Genomic DNA, 16,941 nt, shown 5'->3' on the forward strand with positions numbered 1-16,941 from the left:
CGAGACAAGCGGGCCCAACCCACCACAAAGGTGCCTGCCCCCTTTGCGGTGGTTGCCTAGAGCTGGCTGCGCAGGTAATCGGCCATATAGGGGACGGCGAAGCGCACGTAGCCGCGGCGCGCCTGCTCGATAACGCCGGCGTCGATGAGGCGCCGGCGATACTTTTGCGCATAGTCGGGTGTGACTGACATGCGCTTCGCAACATCAGAAATGCGAGACACAGCGTCTTCGTCATCAGTCATTGCGGAGAGAAACGCGACGTCTTGGTCTGACAGCGCGGCGAGCGTCGTTTCGCACACATCGTTTTCGAAATCGACTTTCGACGCCTCGATGGCTCCGTCGATTAACCCTTGCGTCGCACGTTCGCCTGTCCTGCAGCGATTGGCGATGTTATAGCCGATGAGTTGCAGCATATAGGGCGAGCCTTGGGTTGCGCGAGCGGCACGGAGGCGAAGATCGCTTGGAATATCAAGGCCGAGCTCATCGAAAGCCCGCTGGTAATAGGTATCGACATCTCCGACCGAAAGTGGCTCGAGCGTGACCTTTCGAGCGCGGTTGAGAAATGTCAGCACACGGTCATTGAGTGTTGCGCAGACGGCTCCCGGAAGGCCCGCCATGACGAGCGCGACGTTGAGTCGTTCGCCGACCAGCTCTTGATAGGCGGTGACGAGCTGTCTGATCTCGGGTGAATTTGCTTGGAGCTCGTCGATGAGGATGAGGATGCCGTGCCCCTGCTCGGTCAGTTTGCGCGCGAGCTGCGTGAGCTTGAACTGAAAGCTCTTGGTCTCCTGCACGTCTCGTGTGAACTCGAGGCCTGCCGAGAGCCCGAAAACACTTAGGCTGCCGCTCGCGAGTTTGGGAAGGCGGCGTTTGTTGACGTAAGGTTTGCCTGCTTCTTGGATTTTCTCGACAATGCGCTCGAGCATATCCTCGGAGGCTACGGTAGGCGTGGCGACAACAAAGCCGAGCTTGCGTGCGCGGTCGGCAAGTTCCCACAGAAGAACTGTCTTGCCGCTGCCTCGCTGTCCAAGCATGAGCATGGCTCGGTCGCGATTGCCCGGTTCCTGCTCAAGGCCGGATATGAATGTCGAAATTACAGTTTCGCGCCCGACGAGATAGGATGGGCGATTTCCAAATGAGGGGGAGAAGATGGTTTCAGTCATAAGTCTCCTTTCCTTTCTTTCCTATTTTTTCCTTTCTTTCCTATTCAGTCAAATGGTCTGCCACCCGAGGGCGCCTTCGCTGTTGTGGAGGCGCCCTTTTTTGCAAGTGAGTAGACTTTTTGGCTTAGTCTGACCACGCCGGAACATGCCAGGTAAGCGTCGGTTTTGATGGCGTCAAAGGCGGGTCTGGTTGAGTTTTGCCAAAAAGTCTACTCACTTGACGTTCGCGGCGTGTGGGCGGGTGCTTTTTCGTGCACGCGAGGTATCAAAAAGTGTCAGGAGCGCACCGTCTGCCGATATGCGGGAGCGAAAAGAAGTGTCGACCTGCGCCGTTGCCGTTGAGCGACGTGCCGTTTATAGAGATACTGAGCCTATGACAAACAGCGTGTGAAAGGATCGATGTATGGCTTTCCGTAATGACTTCCTGTGGGGCGGCGCGACGGCTGCCAACCAGTGCGAGGGCGCCTACAACGTGGACGGCCGCGGCCTGGCCAACGTGGACGTGGCCCCGCACGGCTCCGAGCGCTTCGCGGTGGTCTCCGGCCAGCGCAAGATGCTCGACTTCGAGGACGGCTACTACTATCCCGCGCAGACCGGCATCGATTTTTACCATCACTACAAGGAGGACATCGCCCTCTTTGCCGAGATGGGCTTTAAGACCTTCCGCATGAGCCTGGCATGGACCCGTATCTTCCCCAACGGTGATGAGACCGAGCCCAACGAGGCCGGCCTGGCCTTCTACGAGGACGTGTTCCGCGAGTGCCAGGCGCACGGCATCGAGCCGCTCGTGACCATCACGCACTTCGACTGCCCGATTCACCTCATCAAGGAATACGGCGGCTGGCGCAACCGCAAGCTCATCGACTTCTACAAGAACCTCGCGACCACGATCTTCACTCGCTACAAGGGCCTGGTGAAGTACTGGCTCACCTTTAACGAGATCAATATGATTCTGCACCTGCCGTTTATGGGTGCCGGCCTGGTCTTTGAGGAGGGCGAGAACAAGGAGGCCGTCGAGTACCTGGCCGCCCACAACGAGCTCGTCGCCAGCGCTTGGGCCACCAAGATCGCCCACGAGATCGACCCCGAGGTCAAGATCGGCTGCATGCTCGCCGCCGGTAGCTACTATCCCTACAGCTGCCGTCCGGGCGACGTGCGCCAGGCACAGCTCGACAACCAGGACAACTACTTCTTCGTCGACGTCCAGAGCCGCGGCTATTACCCGGCCTATGCCGTCAAGAAGCTCGAGCGTCTGGGTATCGATGTGGGCATGACCGACGAGGACCGCGAGATCCTGGCCGACAACACCGTCGACTTCATCAGCTTTAGCTACTACTCCACCCGCTGCTCCGCGGGCGCCGACAATCCCGATGTCGAGAAGACCCAGGGCAACGCCTTCGCCGGTGCCAAGAACCCCTACCTGCAGCAGAGCCAGTGGGGCTGGGCCATCGATCCGCTGGGCTTCCGCATTACCCTCAACGACCTGTACGACCGCTATCAGAAGCCGCTGTTCGTGGTCGAGAACGGCCTGGGCGCCAAGGACGTTGTGGAGGAGGACGGCTCCATCAACGACGACTATCGTATCGACTACCTGCGCCAGCACATCGCTGCGATGCGCGACGCGGTGACTGAGGACGGTGTCGACCTGCTGGGCTACACCACCTGGGGCCCGATCGACCTGGTCTCGGCCGGCACGGGCGAGATGTCCAAGCGCTACGGCTTCATCTACGTCGACCGCGACGATGCCGGCAACGGTACCCTCAAGCGCTCCAAGAAGAAGAGCTTCGACTGGTACAAGAAAGTTATTGCTTCGAATGGCGAGGACCTGTCCTAAGGGCACCGAGCCCCCAACCTCATAGTCTCCTAACCAAAGCGCCCGGCGAGCAGTTTGTGCTTGCCGGGCGTTTTGCCGTCCGCGGATTTTGGGACATGCGGCCCGTTTTTTGAGCCCGCCTGTCGGTACACTAAAAGCACTATGGGTACCCGCGAGCGACATATCGGCCATGCGGCCGCCCGATCCGCGCCGGTAGCGGATCCCAGGGGCGGCAGGCTCTTCGCCATGCCGCGATTCCTCGTTGGCATAACGCACCTGGTGTACCGTCGTCGCGCCTTCGTCATTGCCGGCGTCATAACCGCACTGTTTCTTCTGCTTTTGGCGGTCTTGCCGGCGTCATTCGCTTCCGATCCCAAGCTCTCCAACACAGTGCCCATCTATAACGAGGTGTCCAAAGAAGTCGTGGACGGGCTTATCCATTCGAGCTCGATTCCGCTGCTCCTCGCTGCCGTCGCGTTCTCAATCTGGGGTGTGCTGGTCTATCTGCGCTGTCTGGATTACGTCTTGCGCCGGCGCCTCGTTGCCGTTGCCACCATCAGCGCCCTGTGGATGATCGAGGTCATCCTCAAGTACAAGTCGTTCACGCCGTTCTATGCCACCGTGCTGTGGTACCTGTACTATGTGCCCATGACGCTCATTCCGCTCCTCTACCAGCTGTGCGGCCTGCGCCTTGCGGGGTTGGAGCATCATCGTGCGGGTCGCCGCTACCGCACGGCCCTGTGGATCGCGGCCATCCTGCTCATTGGGTTTGTGCTCACCAACGATTTCCACCGGCAGGTATTCCACTTTGACCGCACAAGCGACACCTGGAGCAACGACTACACGTACGGCTGGGGTTATTTTGCCGTTCTGATATGGACGGCCTTTAACTTCGTGGCCTTTTTCATTTTGGTGGGGCGCTCCTCGTCCTTCCGTATCCAACGTTTTTCGAGCACGGCGGCACTCGTGCTGCTGGGCGGCGCGTTCTTTGCCATTTCGTACGCCCTGCGCGTGCCTTGGGCATGGAAGCTCAACTTTTCGCTCGTCTACTGCGTGCTGTGCGTGGTGACGCTCGAGATTTGCCTCGATTGCGGCGTTATACCGTCGTACCACGGTATTGCCAACATTTTCGACACCCTGCCGCTCGATCTGAAGGTTATAACGCGCGACCTGCAGGAAGTCTATGCCACGCCGGTATCAAAGCCGATTCCGGCAGGCGTGCGTGAAGAGCTGCGCATTCAGGAGCACGGGCATTCCCACGCCTTTACCGTGGCGTCCGATCCCGATGTGATGTACCGCGCCTTTCCACTGCTGGGCGGATCGGCATTGCTCGCCCAAGACGTATCGGAGCTCAACGAGCTCAATCGCGAGCTGGCGTACCGGCGCATGGAATTGCAGCGCCAAAACGAACTGCTTACGGCCGACTACGATCTTAAGACGCATCTTGCCGACCAGGAGGCCGAGGCCTTGCTGATCAAAGATGTTGACCAGGCGCTTGCCCGCGCGCTCGATGAGATGTATGGGCTGCTGAGCTCGCTGCCGCCGTTAACCGATGAGGCATCCTCGCACGAGCGCTATCGCATGCTGCAATGTGCCAAGATGCTCGTCGCCTATTGCAAACGCAAGGGCTCGCTCACGTTGGCGCAGCATGGGGAAAGCGGATTTAACCGCGATCGCATCCAACTCATTGCCAACGAGCTGGCAAGTGACTTGCGCACCATCGATGTCGACTGCGCTTCGATCATCGCCATACAGCGTCCGATGCATGCCAGTACGGTAAGCGCGCTGTACGACTGCGTGTATGACTTTGCGTTTTTCGCCTACACCACCGATCATCCGGCACTCATGTACCATCTGAGCGAACACGATTCGTGCAGCGTGGAGCTGCGTGCCACACTCTTTTCCAACGACGAGGAAGACTTGTCGCAGACGCCCGCCGCGCACGAGCTCGAGGTTGCACTGCAGGGGCGTAACGTGGCGTATCGTCTTGAGGGCGAGGCCGGTCAGCTGCGTATGATCGTGCTGATGCCGCGGGCGGGTGAGTGATGATGCAGATGCCGCTTATCCTTCCCCAGATCGTTGCGCTCGATGTGCTCTTTGCCTTGGTGGCATGCCTGCAGACCATCCATGTTCCGCTCATCGCATCGCGTCGTTCGTCTTACAACCGCAAAGTGATTTGCGTCTACGAGGCGAGCCTTGTGCTGCACTTGATTATCTCGGCCGTCATCTTGTTCGCGTCGAGCGGGTCGCATCTGGTGGCGCCGCTCTATGTCGTCGCCGAGGCGGCGGGCGCGCTGCTATGGCTCAACGCCGCGATTGCCGCCTATGGCGTAGTCCTTATGGTGCATTATCGCCGTCCCGTTATGATGGCTGAGCTGCTGCTTGTTGCCGCCGTGACGCCGCCGGTTGTTTGCGTCATGGGCTCGACATGGCCTGCAGTCCTTATCGCGGAGGGCGCGTTCTTCCTGTTCCGCTCCATCGCGGCGCTTTTGATGGACGTGCGCAACCGCCAGGAGGACATCACGGCGTTTTCGACAATCGAGACCATTAACGTGATCCCCGTCGGCATTCTGTATCTGGATTCGAAAGGCCGCCCGTTGCTCATGAACCGCTGCATGCGCAGGAACCTCGTGGAGCTTCACATGCCCACCGACCTGCACGACATGAGCGATACGTGGAACGGCCTTCGAAAACTCAGTGCGCAGATGCCCGAGAGCAGCAAAAATCGCGTTCGAATCGACCTGGACCGCTTTGGGGAGTCGCGTGCGGTGGTCGAGGTTTCCTCCTCCGAGATTCGTCTGTTCGCATGTGATGAGGTTATGGTTTCGGGCCGTCCCTTTGAGCGCATTATTGGCTTGGACGTGACGGAGTACGCGCATGCCCACGACCGTCTGGCGCAGGCCAATCACCTGCTTGAGCTTGCGGGTCAAGAGCTCCAGGCCCAGATCGAAGAAGTCAAAAAGGTTGCCGACAATGCGGCCTACCTGCGCATGCGTGCCCGCGTGCACGATGTGATCGGCCAGCGCCTGTCCATCCTTCATCGATATCTGGAAGAGGGGCGTCTGGATGACGAGTCGCTCGAGCAGATTGACCCGCTGCTGCGCTCAATCGCTGCCGATCTGCGCAGCGGGGGCGACACCGAACCGGCAGAGCAATTGGGCGATATCGTCCATGCCTTTGGCCTGGTGAGCGTGCAGATCGATGTGGAGGGCGAGCTGCCAAACGACGCGCGTGTCGCCGCAGCATTTTTGCAGATTATCCGCGAAGCCTCGACCAATGCCACCAAGCATGCACAGGCCCATCAGGTCCATGTGCGCCTGTGGCAGGAGGGGACGGAAGACGACGCTGTCGCGCGGATGGTCGTTTCTAACGACGGCGCGCCTGCACCCGTATCGTATCGCGAGGGAACGGGTATCCCAGGTATGAGGCATGTCGCACAGAATCTGGGCGGCAGCCTGGAAGTCCACACCGCCCCGCCCTTCACGCTTACGGTGTCCATCCCGCTCGCCTCCAGCGCCACGGTCCAAAGGAGAAGTTCATGATTCGCGTGTTAATCGTCGAAGACCAGGCTATCTTGCGCGAGAGCCTCGCGCGCTCCGTCGGTGACCAGCCCGACATTACGGTTGTTGCCGCGATCGCCGACGCCTCGGATGCCTTGGACGTTGTGCTTAAGGAGCGCCCGGACATGATACTGATGGACGTATGTACCGAGCATGATTCCAACGGCATCGTGGCGGCGGCGCGCATCAAAGAACAACTGCCCGAGTGCCGCGTCATTATCATGACGGGTATGCCCGAAATCACCTTTGTGGACCAGGCGCGCGAGGCGGGCGTCGACAGCTTTGTGTACAAGAACGTTGGTATCGACGAGCTATTCGCCGTGATGCGCTCCACGCTGGCGGGTTACTGCACGTTTCCCAAGCCGCCCGAGAGCATCTTCTCGGGCACGGCGGCCCTCGACGATGTCGAGCTGTCGATCTTGCGCCTTGCCTGCGAGGGTAAAAGCCGCCGCGAGATCGCGGCCGAGCTGTTTATGAGCGAGGGCACCATCAAACGCCGCATCTCGGAGATTCTCAATAAGACCGGCTACGACAACATCATGCGCTTGGCCGTGCGCGCAGTAACGGAGGGCAGCATCGTTCCCAACATGGAGCGCTAGCGCTCGTTACGCATCGGCATAAAGCGGCGGGGCCGCAGGATCAACTCCTGCGGCCCCGCCTGGCATGTGCGCGGATGTGTCCGCCAATCCGTGGCTATCGGTGTCTGCCGTTACGCGATGGTTGCGCTGTAGGAGGCGACGTCCTCGTAGGAATCGGTCAGGTAGGCATCGATGCCGATGGTCGTGTTGACGAGGTCGTCAAGGCTATCGAGTGTGCCGTTCGAGAAGGTGAACTCTTCGGTGGCGTTGGTGCCGGGCATCAGGTGAGCCGAGAACCAGGCTTCCTTCATGGTGCCGTTGACGTTGGTCTTGCCGGTGGGGGCGTAGAAGGTCAGGTCCTTGTCGCTCTTGTTGGTGATGTTGACGACAAAGCCGATGTCGCCCCAGTCGTCCTTGAACTTCTCGGTGATGGTGATGGTGCACAGATCGTCATCGGCGACGGTGACGGCGGGGGAGATTTCGACGCTCTGGACATCTTCGTCTTCGACGGCCTCATCGATCTCCTCTTCCTTCTCGGCCGCCTCGCGATCCTTCTTCACCGTACCGGACAGGTCCTTGTCGGACTTGGTAAAGACAAGATTGCCATCATCTTCTTCGAGGATGAGTTTTCCGTCCTTGAGCTTCATGTCATGCGACTCGTCTTCGGCGGTGATGGTTACGGTGGTGGCGTCCTTTGCCTCCCATTTAAGGTCGACGACTTCAAGGAACAGGTCGAGGGCGCCTGTACCGTCCTCATCGAGAATCAGGATGCAGTGGACACCCCAATCCTCGAGCATCTTCATGTACTCATCGGTCAGCTCTTCGCCCTCCATGGTTCCACCCGAGAGTTCCCAGCTGCCGACGAAGTTGGCCTTGGGGTCTTTGCCGCCGCCGCTGCAGCCCGTCAGGGCAAAGGCGAGCGCCAGGACGCATGTCAGAAATGCGAGTACGGACTTTTTGAACGTTGTCTTCATGGTGTCCTCCTTTATCGAACGAAACCCATAGAAGCAAATGCGGGGGTGGCGGATCCCCCGCCAATTACCAGATAGAGGGGCTAGGGCCTGGGCGTTCCGCAGTTGCTGCAGAACTTGCCGCCGTTTTCGTTGCCGCAGTTGGGACAGAACCACTTGGTCGGTGCCGGGACGGGCGCGGGGCTGCCGCACTCGGAGCAGAACTTGCCGGTGTTGGTGGCGCCGCAGCTGCAGGTCCATGTGTCGGCCGCAGGTGCGGCGGGAGCCGGTGCGGGAGCGGGTGCCGGAGCCGGCTGCGGGGCGGCCTGCTGCTGCGCCTGGCCGGCGGCGAACAGCTGGCTGGCGTTCATACCGCCCATGCCGCCTGCCATGCCCATGCCCATAAAGCCCGCCATCGCGCCGTTGGGGTTGGCGGCTGCCGCGCGCATTGCGTCGCTCTGGGCGCTGGCAATGTTGGCTGCCGCCATAGTGGGATCGAGCATGACCGCGGCTTTCTGCAGGTCCTTGATCATCTGCTCGTCCTCTTGCGAGGCGGCGATGGAGTTGACGCCAAAGCTCACGATCTCGACGCCACGCAGGTCGCGCCAGTCGGCAGAGAGGACCTCGTTGAGCGCACGGGCGAGCTCGGTGGTGTGGCCGGGGATGGCGCTGTAGCGGATGCCCATCTCCGAAATCTTGGCAAAGGCGGGCTGCAGGGCGGTGAGCAGCTCGGACTTAAGCTGGCTGTCGATCTTGTCGCGCGTATAGCTATCGGTCACGTTGCCGCACACGTTGGTGTAGAACAGCAGCGGGTTGGTGATGCGATACGAATACTCGCCGTTGCAGCGCACGGAGATGTCGACGTCCAGGCCAATGTTGTTATCGACCACGCGGAAGGGCACGGGCGAGGCGGTGCCGTACTTGTTGCCGATGATCTCCTTGGTGTTGATGAAGTAGACGCGCTGGTCCTTGCCCGCGTCGCCGCCAAAGGTAAAGCGGCTGCCGATATTGGCGAAGGTCTCCTTGATGGAGTCGCCCAGGTTGCCGCTAAAGACGCTCGGCTCGCTGCCGGTATCGAAGACGAACTCACCGGGCTCCAGCGCGACTTCGATGATCTTGCCGTTTTGCACCACGAGCATGCCCTGGCCGTCGTTGACGGCGATGACCGAGCCGTTGGAGATGACGTTGTCCTCGCCGCGCGTGTTGGAGCTGCGGCCACCGGTGCGTTTGCTGCCCTTGCAGGCCAAGACGTCAGCAGGCATCGATTCGCAATAGATAAATTCCTTCCACTGGTCGGCCATGACGCCGCCGGCAGCTCCCAATCCAGCTTTCAAGAGTCCCATGGTAATCTTCCTTTCTCGTCAAAGGCCGGGTGGTATTGGTTGGATTGCTTAGTCGTCCTTGTCGTCTTTCATGACAACGGTGGTCTCGGTGTGGCTGAAGGTGTCGTGCTTCTCGGTCAGGTCGAGCTCGCCGCAGTACTCGTCGGCGTGGGTGGCCTCGTTGGCCGTCTTGAGCTGGCCTACCAGTAGCACGTCTCCGATAATCACGATGATCAGCGGCGCGATGACGTTGATGAGGATGCCCTCGATATCAAAGGTGAGGTAATCTGGATCGAAGGCGTATTCCCCCATAAAGAGAATCTGGGAGAGGATAAATCCGATCACAAAGAACAGCACCGAGGCGATGGCGAGCTTGGGCTTGGAGCAGGGGAGCTCGCCGACCAAGCGGCCGGTCTGGCCGTTCATGGCAAACAGGTAGCTCTTGCCGTTCCACGAGGTGGAGAGCATCCAGACGGGGAACAGGGCGTAGTCGCTGTCTTCCCAGGTGTAGTCGAGCTGCTTGCTTTCGACCGTGGCATCGTCGTATTCGTCGACGACGGTCTCGCGCAGGGCCGAGATTGTGCTTTCTTCCATACGGCGTTCGGCGCGCGCCTTGCAGGTCTCGCAGTCCTCGTCGTAACGGTTGGCGATGTAGCCGGGCATATATGCGACCGAGAACGGGCGCAGCGCGTCGTAGTCAAACGGCTCGATGGCGTCCATGTGGCCGTCGGGCATCTTGGACGATCCGTCGACGGGCACGCGCTTAAACGAGATATTGCCCTTGCGATAGGCATCGTAGTGGTCGGTGGTCGTGACGGTGCGGTCGGATTCCTCGGTCACGGTCTCGTTGGTCGCGTCAAAGTACACTTCGCCGTCAACGCGGGCGCCGTAGAGCCAAAACGGCACGTAGACACCTTGGACCTCGTCGATGTGGTTGCCGGTGACAAAGCTCTTGGGCAGCAAGATCTTGCCCTTGTAGTGTTCCTTGAGTGCGGCCGTGACGTCATCGCGCCCGAGCTTAAACGGAATTACTAGGTCGGGCGAGAAGTCGCCCGAGAGCTGGCCGGGCGCCACGGCGGAGTTGCCGCAGTACGGGCAGGTGGTGACGGCGACGGTGCCGTCGGACACGAGCTCGGCGCCGCACGACGAGCAGATGTAGCCGGCGTTTTGGGCGAGCTCCTGCACCGCGTCGTCGGCGACGGGCTTGGGCGTTGCGGCTGCCGCATCGGCTTTGGCGTCGGCCTTGTCCTGGCGCTCGCGATAGAGGGCCTCGACTTCTTCGACTTCAAAGCGCGAGTCACAGTAGTCGCAGACGAGCTTTTGCTCGGCACTGGCAAAGTGAAGGGGGCCGCCACACGCGGGGCATTGATAGTTGACGCTCTCGAAGGCCATGATCGGTCCTTTCGCTGCCGGAGGCTATGCGCCGATGGCGCCGCCGCAGTATTCGCAGCGCCCGCTGGCATCGGGAATGGTGGTGGCTCCGCAGAAGGGGCAGGTGACCGCGGTCTTGGGGGCCTTGGCGGCCACGACGCTATCGCGCGTCTCCTGGCGCAGCTGCACCAGCGCGTCGCGGACCTCGGTTGCCTGGCGCTTGGCCTCGCGGTATTCGATGGAGCCGCGCTGATCGATGGTGGAGTCGTTCACGCGCAGGTTGATCTCGGTAAAGTACGGCGTGTTGACGTGAATGGTCAGGTTAAAGTCGTAATCCAGGTCATAGCGCGGCGGATTGTAGCTCTCGCGCTCGCCGTCCTTGGTCTCGCGATAGATCTCGGTGCGATGCTCGTCGATATCCATATCGCAGCCGAGTACCTGCGAGAACTCGATGATGTCGGGATTGGCGTCGCGCCAGCGGCTCTGCGAAGTGATGATCAACAGGCCCGCGTCCTCATCGAGCATAATATTGGTGCGCCCGGCAGAAAGCGTGCGCGTGGGGTTGAACGAGGCCAGGCGCTCGGCGTTGGCCTCGCGGTAGGCGAGTTGCTCGCGGATGTCGTCCGCGGTGCTGGAGCGATAGCCGTGAAAGTAGGGGGAGAGCTTGCCGGCGCACTCTTTGCACAGGTAGCCTTCATTGATTTTTGTCTTACCTAGAAGTCCCAGCTCGGTACCGCAAATCGCGCACTCTTTCTTCTCGAACATCTTGTCAAAGAAGCCCATGGTTGCCTCCCATCAACTGGTAGCGTGTGTCACTTTTGATGATGGGGGAGTGCGCGATCCTTCGCGATACCCAGACGGCTCAAGGAGTCTCCACAACTGGGACACATGGCCCATTTTTCATCCCCAAATAACTTGCGGTGAAATAGTTCCTAAATGTGGGCCATAGAAGGCCAAACAGGAACTATTCCACCGCAACTTCTGGGTAGTCATCGGGGACGTACTTAAATGAGTAGCAGTTGGGGACACTCCATGCCGAATGTGGGCGCCGTCCTTGTTATGCCACGGTCACGGCGACCTGGGCGTAGCGGGTGCAGGGGCGCTCGGCGCGGGTTTTAACGCTGAAGGTGAGCACGAAGCGGTCACCGGGCTGCGCGTCGGCGGGTACGGTGAACGTGGCGTCCGTCGCGCATTCCTGCCATAGCGACAGATCTTGAGCGCCTGCATAGCGCGACGGTCCCATGGTGACATTCCAATGAGCATCGAAGCCCCTGCCATCGGGGTCGACGATGGTCGCTGCAAGAGCAACGCGCTCGCCGGCCGCGGCGCTCATGTCGCCCGTGACCTCGGCAACATACGCCGGATGCGAGCAGGCCGCGGGCTCATGGGCGCACCACTGCGCGCGAGCGGCGAAGTCTTCCTGGTAGGCGCGCAGATAGGGGTTGGGGTTGCCGTCCACCGGCGTACCTATGGCAGCAAAACCGGCAGGCGCATCTGAGTGGGGATGCCCGTCAAGGAACATGCGGCCGAGCAACGTGTCAAAGTCGCGGTTATCGATGCCGCGCAGGCCAAACGGCAGCAGCGGAATATAGGTCATCGAGTCGCCCTCGGCCATAAAATCGCCGCGCTCAAATTGCATCGCGGGCATGCCTTCTAAGCCCCAATCCAAGCGGGCATGCTTGCCAAACTGGAACCTCTCGGGCTCGTTTTCGTACACCTTGCCATCGCCATAGAGCATATAGCGCGCCATAAGGGGACCGTTGCCCTGCGTGAGATTTTGCTCGGGCCAGGGAGCCTGAAAGAGCGGCAGCGTATCGGGCTGAGCCATCTTGGCATCGACATAGCCGCCATACATATAGGGCACACACCAAAAGATGAGATCGGGGAAGAGCTCATGCCCATGGTCGAGCCAAGAATTGTCCTGCCCCACACCATCGGCAACGCCCATCACGCGTACCTTCTGATAGACACACTGTTGCACAGAAGGCCATTCGGGTGTGGCGCGATAGCGCTCGGCAATGCTCATCAGGGCGCGAACGATCGTATTCATACCGCCCCAACTGAGCAGCCAAAGCGTGCGCGGGTCATCATCCAAAATCGCCTGAGCAATCACGCGCGAACCCTCAGACTCCTCACGCACATCGCCTTCAAAGGCAACATTGCCCACAAACGTACGCTCAATCATCTGAGCAGGCGAGGGAAACGGAGACTCGCCGGCAGCGGCCGCATTAGCCTGCAGCTGAGGCCAGGCCTGGGCATACTCATTGCTCCAGAGGCTCTCGATCCAATGCTCAGGAAACGGTCGATACTCACGAAGCTCCCCAGCAAGCGGATCAGGCTCATGAGGCACAACATCCCATTCATAAGAGCGACGCCCTTTAGTCCGCCAATGCGGATTCACCTCACCGAGCGTATGCACGCCATCCCCAAGAAAGTGATACTGCGAAGCCGTATACACCACAGCCTGAACATCGAGCAAGTTGAGATACAGAGCCAAATGAACGAGCGAGTTCATATCATCGACTTCCATATCAGTAGTAACAATCACCCGAGTTAAATCGCGAGTCATAAGAAAGCTCCAACCAAAATCATTTCAGCCAGTTACGCGCAAGGCAAGACGGGACCCACGTCCCCATCGCCGTCAACCCGGCGGCCCGGTTGCACAGCGCGAAGCGCGTGGTGCAACCGGGCCGCATGCCCGAGGACATTTTCAGAGGTAAGCCCTCGGCCCCGTGATGGGATAGATTACCTGTCGACCCTTGCCGACCACTCCCAGCAGCCCACCGGCTCGCCGTCGATAAGTACGTTGCCCCCGTCGAAGTCTTGATAACACATGTCGTTGAATTGGTGGATCCACACGCCATGGTTGAACGTCTTCTTGGGCGAGCCGTCGGCCTCGCGGTAGCGCCCGGTCAGGTCCTCGACATGGCTAAAGTAGGTGAGATGCACGTTGGCGCCGGCAGCGCGCAGGCGAGCCGTGAGCGGCAGCACGGTCTCCTGCGGTATCACGAGCTCATCGCCCTTGGAGTGCGTAAACCACAGCGGTGTCTTGGCAAGGGCAGCAACGTCCTCGTCCGTGGCGTTGTACCACGGCGCGCAGCAGGGAAGGCCCGCGGCGAAGAACTCGGGGTAGTCGGCGCACAGGCGCAGCGTCATAAAGCCGCCGTTGGAAAGGCCAGCGACCACGATGCGGTCGGTGTCGATGCGGTCGGCATGCTCGGCGACAAACTCGTCGATGAGCGCCTTAATGACGGGGGAGTAGATGCTCTGGTTGGAGTGGCCGAGCTGCTCAGTGCCGTTGTCCATCCAAAACGTGGGCGACTGCGGCACGAGAACCCAGGCAAAGCCGCCAAAGTAGCGCTGGATCTGCGCCTGGCTGATGGCCGTCACGCGGTTGCCGATATAAGCGCGCGTGGCGCCCTCGCCTTGCGTAGCGCCCTTGCCCTCGCCAGCGCCGTGCAGGTACACCACGAGCGGGGCCTTCTGGGGCACGACTGTCGTTTCGGGCGCGAAGGGGTTGAAGCAGGCGGAGTCCTCGGCCTTAAAGCTGGGCTCAAAGAAGCCGTACTCGAGCGCGATGCCGTTGACGGCGGTCTTTTGCGTGGCATTGCTCCAGCCCTTGAGCGCGGGGCAGATGTCGCCGCGGCAGGTGTCAAAGACCAGGCCGCAGGTTGGATCGTCACCGTCATTGCCGGGAAGGGCCGCGAGCTGCGTGATGCGCAGCTGGTCGTCGAGCAAGCGCGAGCCCATCACGCTGCCCTCGATCTTCTTGGTCAGGCGCTGCTCGGCGATCTCGAGCGCCACATGGGTGCCAAAGGCGAGCTTGCGTCCGCACTCATCGCACGGATGGGCGGCGAGGACGTCGACATAGCCTACGGAAGGTGCGGCGTGGTCGGCGCCGCGCTCTTTGCGCATCAGGATCTCGCCCGTGCGTTCATGGCGCTCTACATATATATGGAAGGTGCGCGCATCGATATCGTTGGCGCGAACGGTGCACGGCAGGTCGAGCACGACTTTGCTGATCCAGGGGCCAAAGTCTCCCAGCGTGGTGACGGTTGCGTAGGTGCACGATTTGAGTTCCATGAGCTGCCTCCTCTGCGCCGCGAGTGGTAAACATCAGCGGCAATACAACTTAAACATGTTTAGTTTAATGCAGAGCTACAGAACAGGCAGATGAACTCGGTAAACGGTCAAAATGAACACTCAACAAATTACTAAACATTCGTTTATCACCATTTAGCAGGGCTTTTGTTGATGGGTCAACAAAGAATAGAGGTGTTTACCAAATTAAAAGACCACGTAAATAGGCATTTAGTAGCAGAGCGTCAAATAGACAATCCCTTACCGTTCAAGTACGTTCACCCCCGATTTCCTACCGTTCACCGGACTACGGACGGCAAAATTGCCACAAATTAGACGTTCCGTGTAAACTTAAGCCCGTAAACGTTCAGTAAACACATTGTTTACGACAGCGTATCCAAGGGTTCGGTAGCCGTAAGGGGTTATAGTCGCCGAGCCAAAGGCGTGCCTACGCCCAAACGAGTAGGCACACGATGATATGGGGAGGGGTCCCATGGCAGTAGATAACAAGCAGATTGCCACCGATGTCCTCGAGCTCGTGGGCGGTGCGGAGAATGTTTCCGTCGCCACCAACTGCATGACGCGCCTGCGTCTGACGCTCAAGGACAACAGCAAGGCCGACGTGGAGAAGATCAAGAAGGTCAAGGGTGTTCTGGGTTGCCAGTTCGCCGGCAGCCAGCTCCAGGTCATCATTGGCCAGAACGTGCCCAAGGTGCTCGCCGAGTTCGTCGCCATCTCCGGTGTTAAGCAGGGTGCCGCGGTCGACGAGAATCTCGACACTCCTAAGGAGAAGTTCGAGCTCAAGAACCTGCCAAACATCATCCTCGACTATCTGTCGGGCTCCATGACCCAGCTGATCCCGCTGCTCATGGCCGGCGGTCTGTTCCGCACCATCGCTGCGGTCCTCGGTCCCACCATGCTCGGCGTTCTCTCTGACACCGATCCGACCTACACGTTCCTCTACACCACCCTGTACGAGGCCACGTTCACCTTTATCCCCATCTACCTGGGCTATGCCGCCGCTAAGAAGCTCGGCGCCTCCCCGGTTCTGGGCATGCTCCTCGGCGGCGCCCTCATGGCCCCGTCCGTCGTGAGTGTCGCGACCCAGGATGGTGGCGGAATCATCTCCGTCTATGGCATTCAGATCGCCGCTGCCAACTATCAGCAGTCCGTCCTGCCGATTATCCTTTCGGTGCCTGTCCTCTACTTCGTCGAGAAGTTCTTTAAGAAGGTCATGCCCGACGTGCTCTCCACGGTCTTCACGCCGTTCTGCACCATGATCGTTACCATCCCCATCGCCTTCATCGTCCTCGCCCCGCTCGGTAACGAGATCGGCAGCCTCATCGCTAACGCCCTCTTTGGTCTTGCTGACATGGGTGGCATCGGTATCCTGCTCGTCATGGCCGTCCTCGGCGCCTTCTGGCAGCTCTTCGTGGTCTGCGGTATGCACATGCCCGTCATCCTGCTCGCTCAGGTTCAGATCATCGCTGCCGGCTACGATCCCTTCGTCTTCGTTTCCACCAACTGCGCTATGGCCGCTGTCTGGGGCTGCGCCTTCGGTGCCTTCCTCAAGATGAAGAACCCCGACGAGAAGGGTCTTGCCCTGGGCTACGTCATCTCCGCCATCGCCGGCGGCGTCACCGAGCCCGCACTCTTCGGTATCCTCATGCGCTTCCGTCGCACCATGTTCGGTATGTTCATCGGCGGTGCCATCGGCGCTGTGTTCTCCGGCCTCATGGGCGTTACCTATTACCTCGCCGGTGGTGCCTCCAACTTCCTGGTCTTCACCAACTACCTGCAGGGTGGCCAGATGAACACCGTCTGGGCTATCGTCGGTATGGCAATCTCCTTTGTCATCGCCGCTGCCGTCGTCTTCGTCGCCGGCTTCTCCAAGGAGGAGCTCGCCGAGATGGAGGCCTAAGGCCAAGCCATTCGGTCGCATACGACCTTACCTACACGACAGGGCCCCGTCAGGCGCAAGCCCGGCGGGGCCCTTCTTGCAAGGTAGACTGGAGTGGGCAAGTGGTGTCCGCCCGCAGGGGTTTGTTAAACGGCGGGGGCTTTCGCATCAGGGGTTACCGCGAAAGCTTCTGCCGGTTCGCAA

The 16,941-nt window shown here is 60.0% G+C and carries 12 protein-coding genes; 5 read left to right on the forward strand and 7 right to left on the reverse strand.

Translation table 11 applies throughout. The features are described 5' to 3' along the window. Window positions 1–56: 56 nt before the first annotated feature. Complete coding sequence (locus AB5Z25_RS00190) at window positions 57–1,163, reverse strand: ATP-binding protein (protein WP_117747030.1); 1,107 nt, start codon at window positions 1,161–1,163, stop codon at window positions 57–59. A 403-nt stretch (window positions 1,164–1,566) separates the two neighbouring features. Here AB5Z25_RS00190 and AB5Z25_RS00195 point away from each other — a divergent pair, with 403 nt between their 5' ends. From AB5Z25_RS00195 to AB5Z25_RS00210, 4 genes are all read left to right on the forward strand, one after another. Next, window positions 1,567–2,997 (forward strand): 6-phospho-beta-glucosidase, encoded by a 1,431-nt coding sequence (locus AB5Z25_RS00195; RefSeq protein WP_368134456.1) that lies wholly within the window; start codon window positions 1,567–1,569, stop codon window positions 2,995–2,997. A gap of 225 nt (window positions 2,998–3,222) precedes the next feature. Beyond that, window positions 3,223–5,022: a histidine kinase N-terminal 7TM domain-containing protein gene (locus AB5Z25_RS00200; RefSeq protein WP_368134458.1), complete on the forward strand. Its 1,800-nt coding sequence runs from the start codon at window positions 3,223–3,225 to the stop codon at window positions 5,020–5,022. Further along, a complete protein-coding gene (locus AB5Z25_RS00205) occupies window positions 5,022–6,518 on the forward strand; it encodes a sensor histidine kinase (protein ID WP_368134460.1) in 1,497 nt (498 codons plus the stop codon). The genes AB5Z25_RS00200 and AB5Z25_RS00205 overlap by 1 nt, the downstream gene beginning before the upstream one ends. Further along, window positions 6,515–7,135, forward strand: a complete 621-nt coding sequence (locus AB5Z25_RS00210; RefSeq protein WP_368134461.1) for a response regulator transcription factor — start codon at window positions 6,515–6,517, stop codon at window positions 7,133–7,135. Before AB5Z25_RS00205 ends, AB5Z25_RS00210 begins: the two co-directional genes overlap by 4 nt. A gap of 110 nt (window positions 7,136–7,245) precedes the next feature. Here the strand turns inward: AB5Z25_RS00210 and AB5Z25_RS00215 are convergent, their stop codons facing one another. From AB5Z25_RS00215 to AB5Z25_RS00240, 6 genes are all read right to left on the reverse strand, one after another. After that, on the reverse strand, window positions 7,246–8,088 hold the full coding sequence (locus AB5Z25_RS00215) for a hypothetical protein (RefSeq protein WP_368134463.1): 843 nt from the start codon (window positions 8,086–8,088) through the stop codon (window positions 7,246–7,248). A gap of 80 nt (window positions 8,089–8,168) precedes the next feature. Then, on the reverse strand, window positions 8,169–9,407 hold the full coding sequence (locus AB5Z25_RS00220) for an SPFH domain-containing protein (RefSeq protein ID WP_368134465.1): 1,239 nt from the start codon (window positions 9,405–9,407) through the stop codon (window positions 8,169–8,171). 48 nt (window positions 9,408–9,455) lie between these two features. Further along, the gene (locus AB5Z25_RS00225) at window positions 9,456–10,778 is read right to left on the reverse strand and encodes a hypothetical protein (RefSeq protein WP_270226369.1); all 1,323 of its coding nucleotides are present in this window, start codon (window positions 10,776–10,778) and stop codon (window positions 9,456–9,458) included. 24 nt (window positions 10,779–10,802) lie between these two features. Then, window positions 10,803–11,540: a DUF4428 domain-containing protein gene (locus tag AB5Z25_RS00230; RefSeq protein ID WP_022094560.1), complete on the reverse strand. Its 738-nt coding sequence runs from the start codon at window positions 11,538–11,540 to the stop codon at window positions 10,803–10,805. 274 nt (window positions 11,541–11,814) lie between these two features. Beyond that, window positions 11,815–13,326 carry a nucleoside hydrolase-like domain-containing protein gene (locus AB5Z25_RS00235; protein WP_368134467.1) on the reverse strand — a complete coding sequence of 504 codons (1,512 nt, stop codon included), beginning with the start codon at window positions 13,324–13,326 and terminating at the stop codon, window positions 11,815–11,817. A gap of 176 nt (window positions 13,327–13,502) precedes the next feature. Then, a complete protein-coding gene (locus AB5Z25_RS00240) occupies window positions 13,503–14,840 on the reverse strand; it encodes a carboxylesterase family protein (RefSeq protein ID WP_368134469.1) in 1,338 nt (445 codons plus the stop codon). A gap of 490 nt (window positions 14,841–15,330) precedes the next feature. Here AB5Z25_RS00240 and AB5Z25_RS00245 point away from each other — a divergent pair, with 490 nt between their 5' ends. Next, window positions 15,331–16,758: a PTS transporter subunit EIIC gene (locus AB5Z25_RS00245; RefSeq protein WP_368134470.1), complete on the forward strand. Its 1,428-nt coding sequence runs from the start codon at window positions 15,331–15,333 to the stop codon at window positions 16,756–16,758. Window positions 16,759–16,941 lie beyond the last annotated feature (183 nt).

This window comes from Collinsella aerofaciens, from assembly GCF_040910325.1.
Taxonomy (GTDB): Bacteria; Actinomycetota; Coriobacteriia; order Coriobacteriales; family Coriobacteriaceae; genus Collinsella; species Collinsella aerofaciens_BL.

What these genes read in the sequence shown, in the direction of transcription:
- AB5Z25_RS00190 (WP_117747030.1), bottom strand. Translation starts at nt 1,163, where the DNA reads ATGACTGAAACCATCTTCTCCCCCTCATTTGGAAATCGCCCATCCTAT.
- AB5Z25_RS00195 (WP_368134456.1), top strand. Translation starts at nt 1,567, where the DNA reads ATGGCTTTCCGTAATGACTTCCTGTGGGGCGGCGCGACGGCTGCCAAC.
- AB5Z25_RS00200 (WP_368134458.1), top strand. Translation starts at nt 3,223, where the DNA reads ATGCCGCGATTCCTCGTTGGCATAACGCACCTGGTGTACCGTCGTCGC.
- AB5Z25_RS00205 (WP_368134460.1), top strand. Translation starts at nt 5,022, where the DNA reads ATGATGCAGATGCCGCTTATCCTTCCCCAGATCGTTGCGCTCGATGTG.
- AB5Z25_RS00210 (WP_368134461.1), top strand. Translation starts at nt 6,515, where the DNA reads ATGATTCGCGTGTTAATCGTCGAAGACCAGGCTATCTTGCGCGAGAGC.
- AB5Z25_RS00215 (WP_368134463.1), bottom strand. Translation starts at nt 8,088, where the DNA reads ATGAAGACAACGTTCAAAAAGTCCGTACTCGCATTTCTGACATGCGTC.
- AB5Z25_RS00220 (WP_368134465.1), bottom strand. Translation starts at nt 9,407, where the DNA reads ATGGGACTCTTGAAAGCTGGATTGGGAGCTGCCGGCGGCGTCATGGCC.
- AB5Z25_RS00225 (WP_270226369.1), bottom strand. Translation starts at nt 10,778, where the DNA reads ATGGCCTTCGAGAGCGTCAACTATCAATGCCCCGCGTGTGGCGGCCCC.
- AB5Z25_RS00230 (WP_022094560.1), bottom strand. Translation starts at nt 11,540, where the DNA reads ATGGGCTTCTTTGACAAGATGTTCGAGAAGAAAGAGTGCGCGATTTGC.
- AB5Z25_RS00235 (WP_368134467.1), bottom strand. Translation starts at nt 13,326, where the DNA reads ATGACTCGCGATTTAACTCGGGTGATTGTTACTACTGATATGGAAGTC.
- AB5Z25_RS00240 (WP_368134469.1), bottom strand. Translation starts at nt 14,840, where the DNA reads ATGGAACTCAAATCGTGCACCTACGCAACCGTCACCACGCTGGGAGAC.
- AB5Z25_RS00245 (WP_368134470.1), top strand. Translation starts at nt 15,331, where the DNA reads ATGGCAGTAGATAACAAGCAGATTGCCACCGATGTCCTCGAGCTCGTG.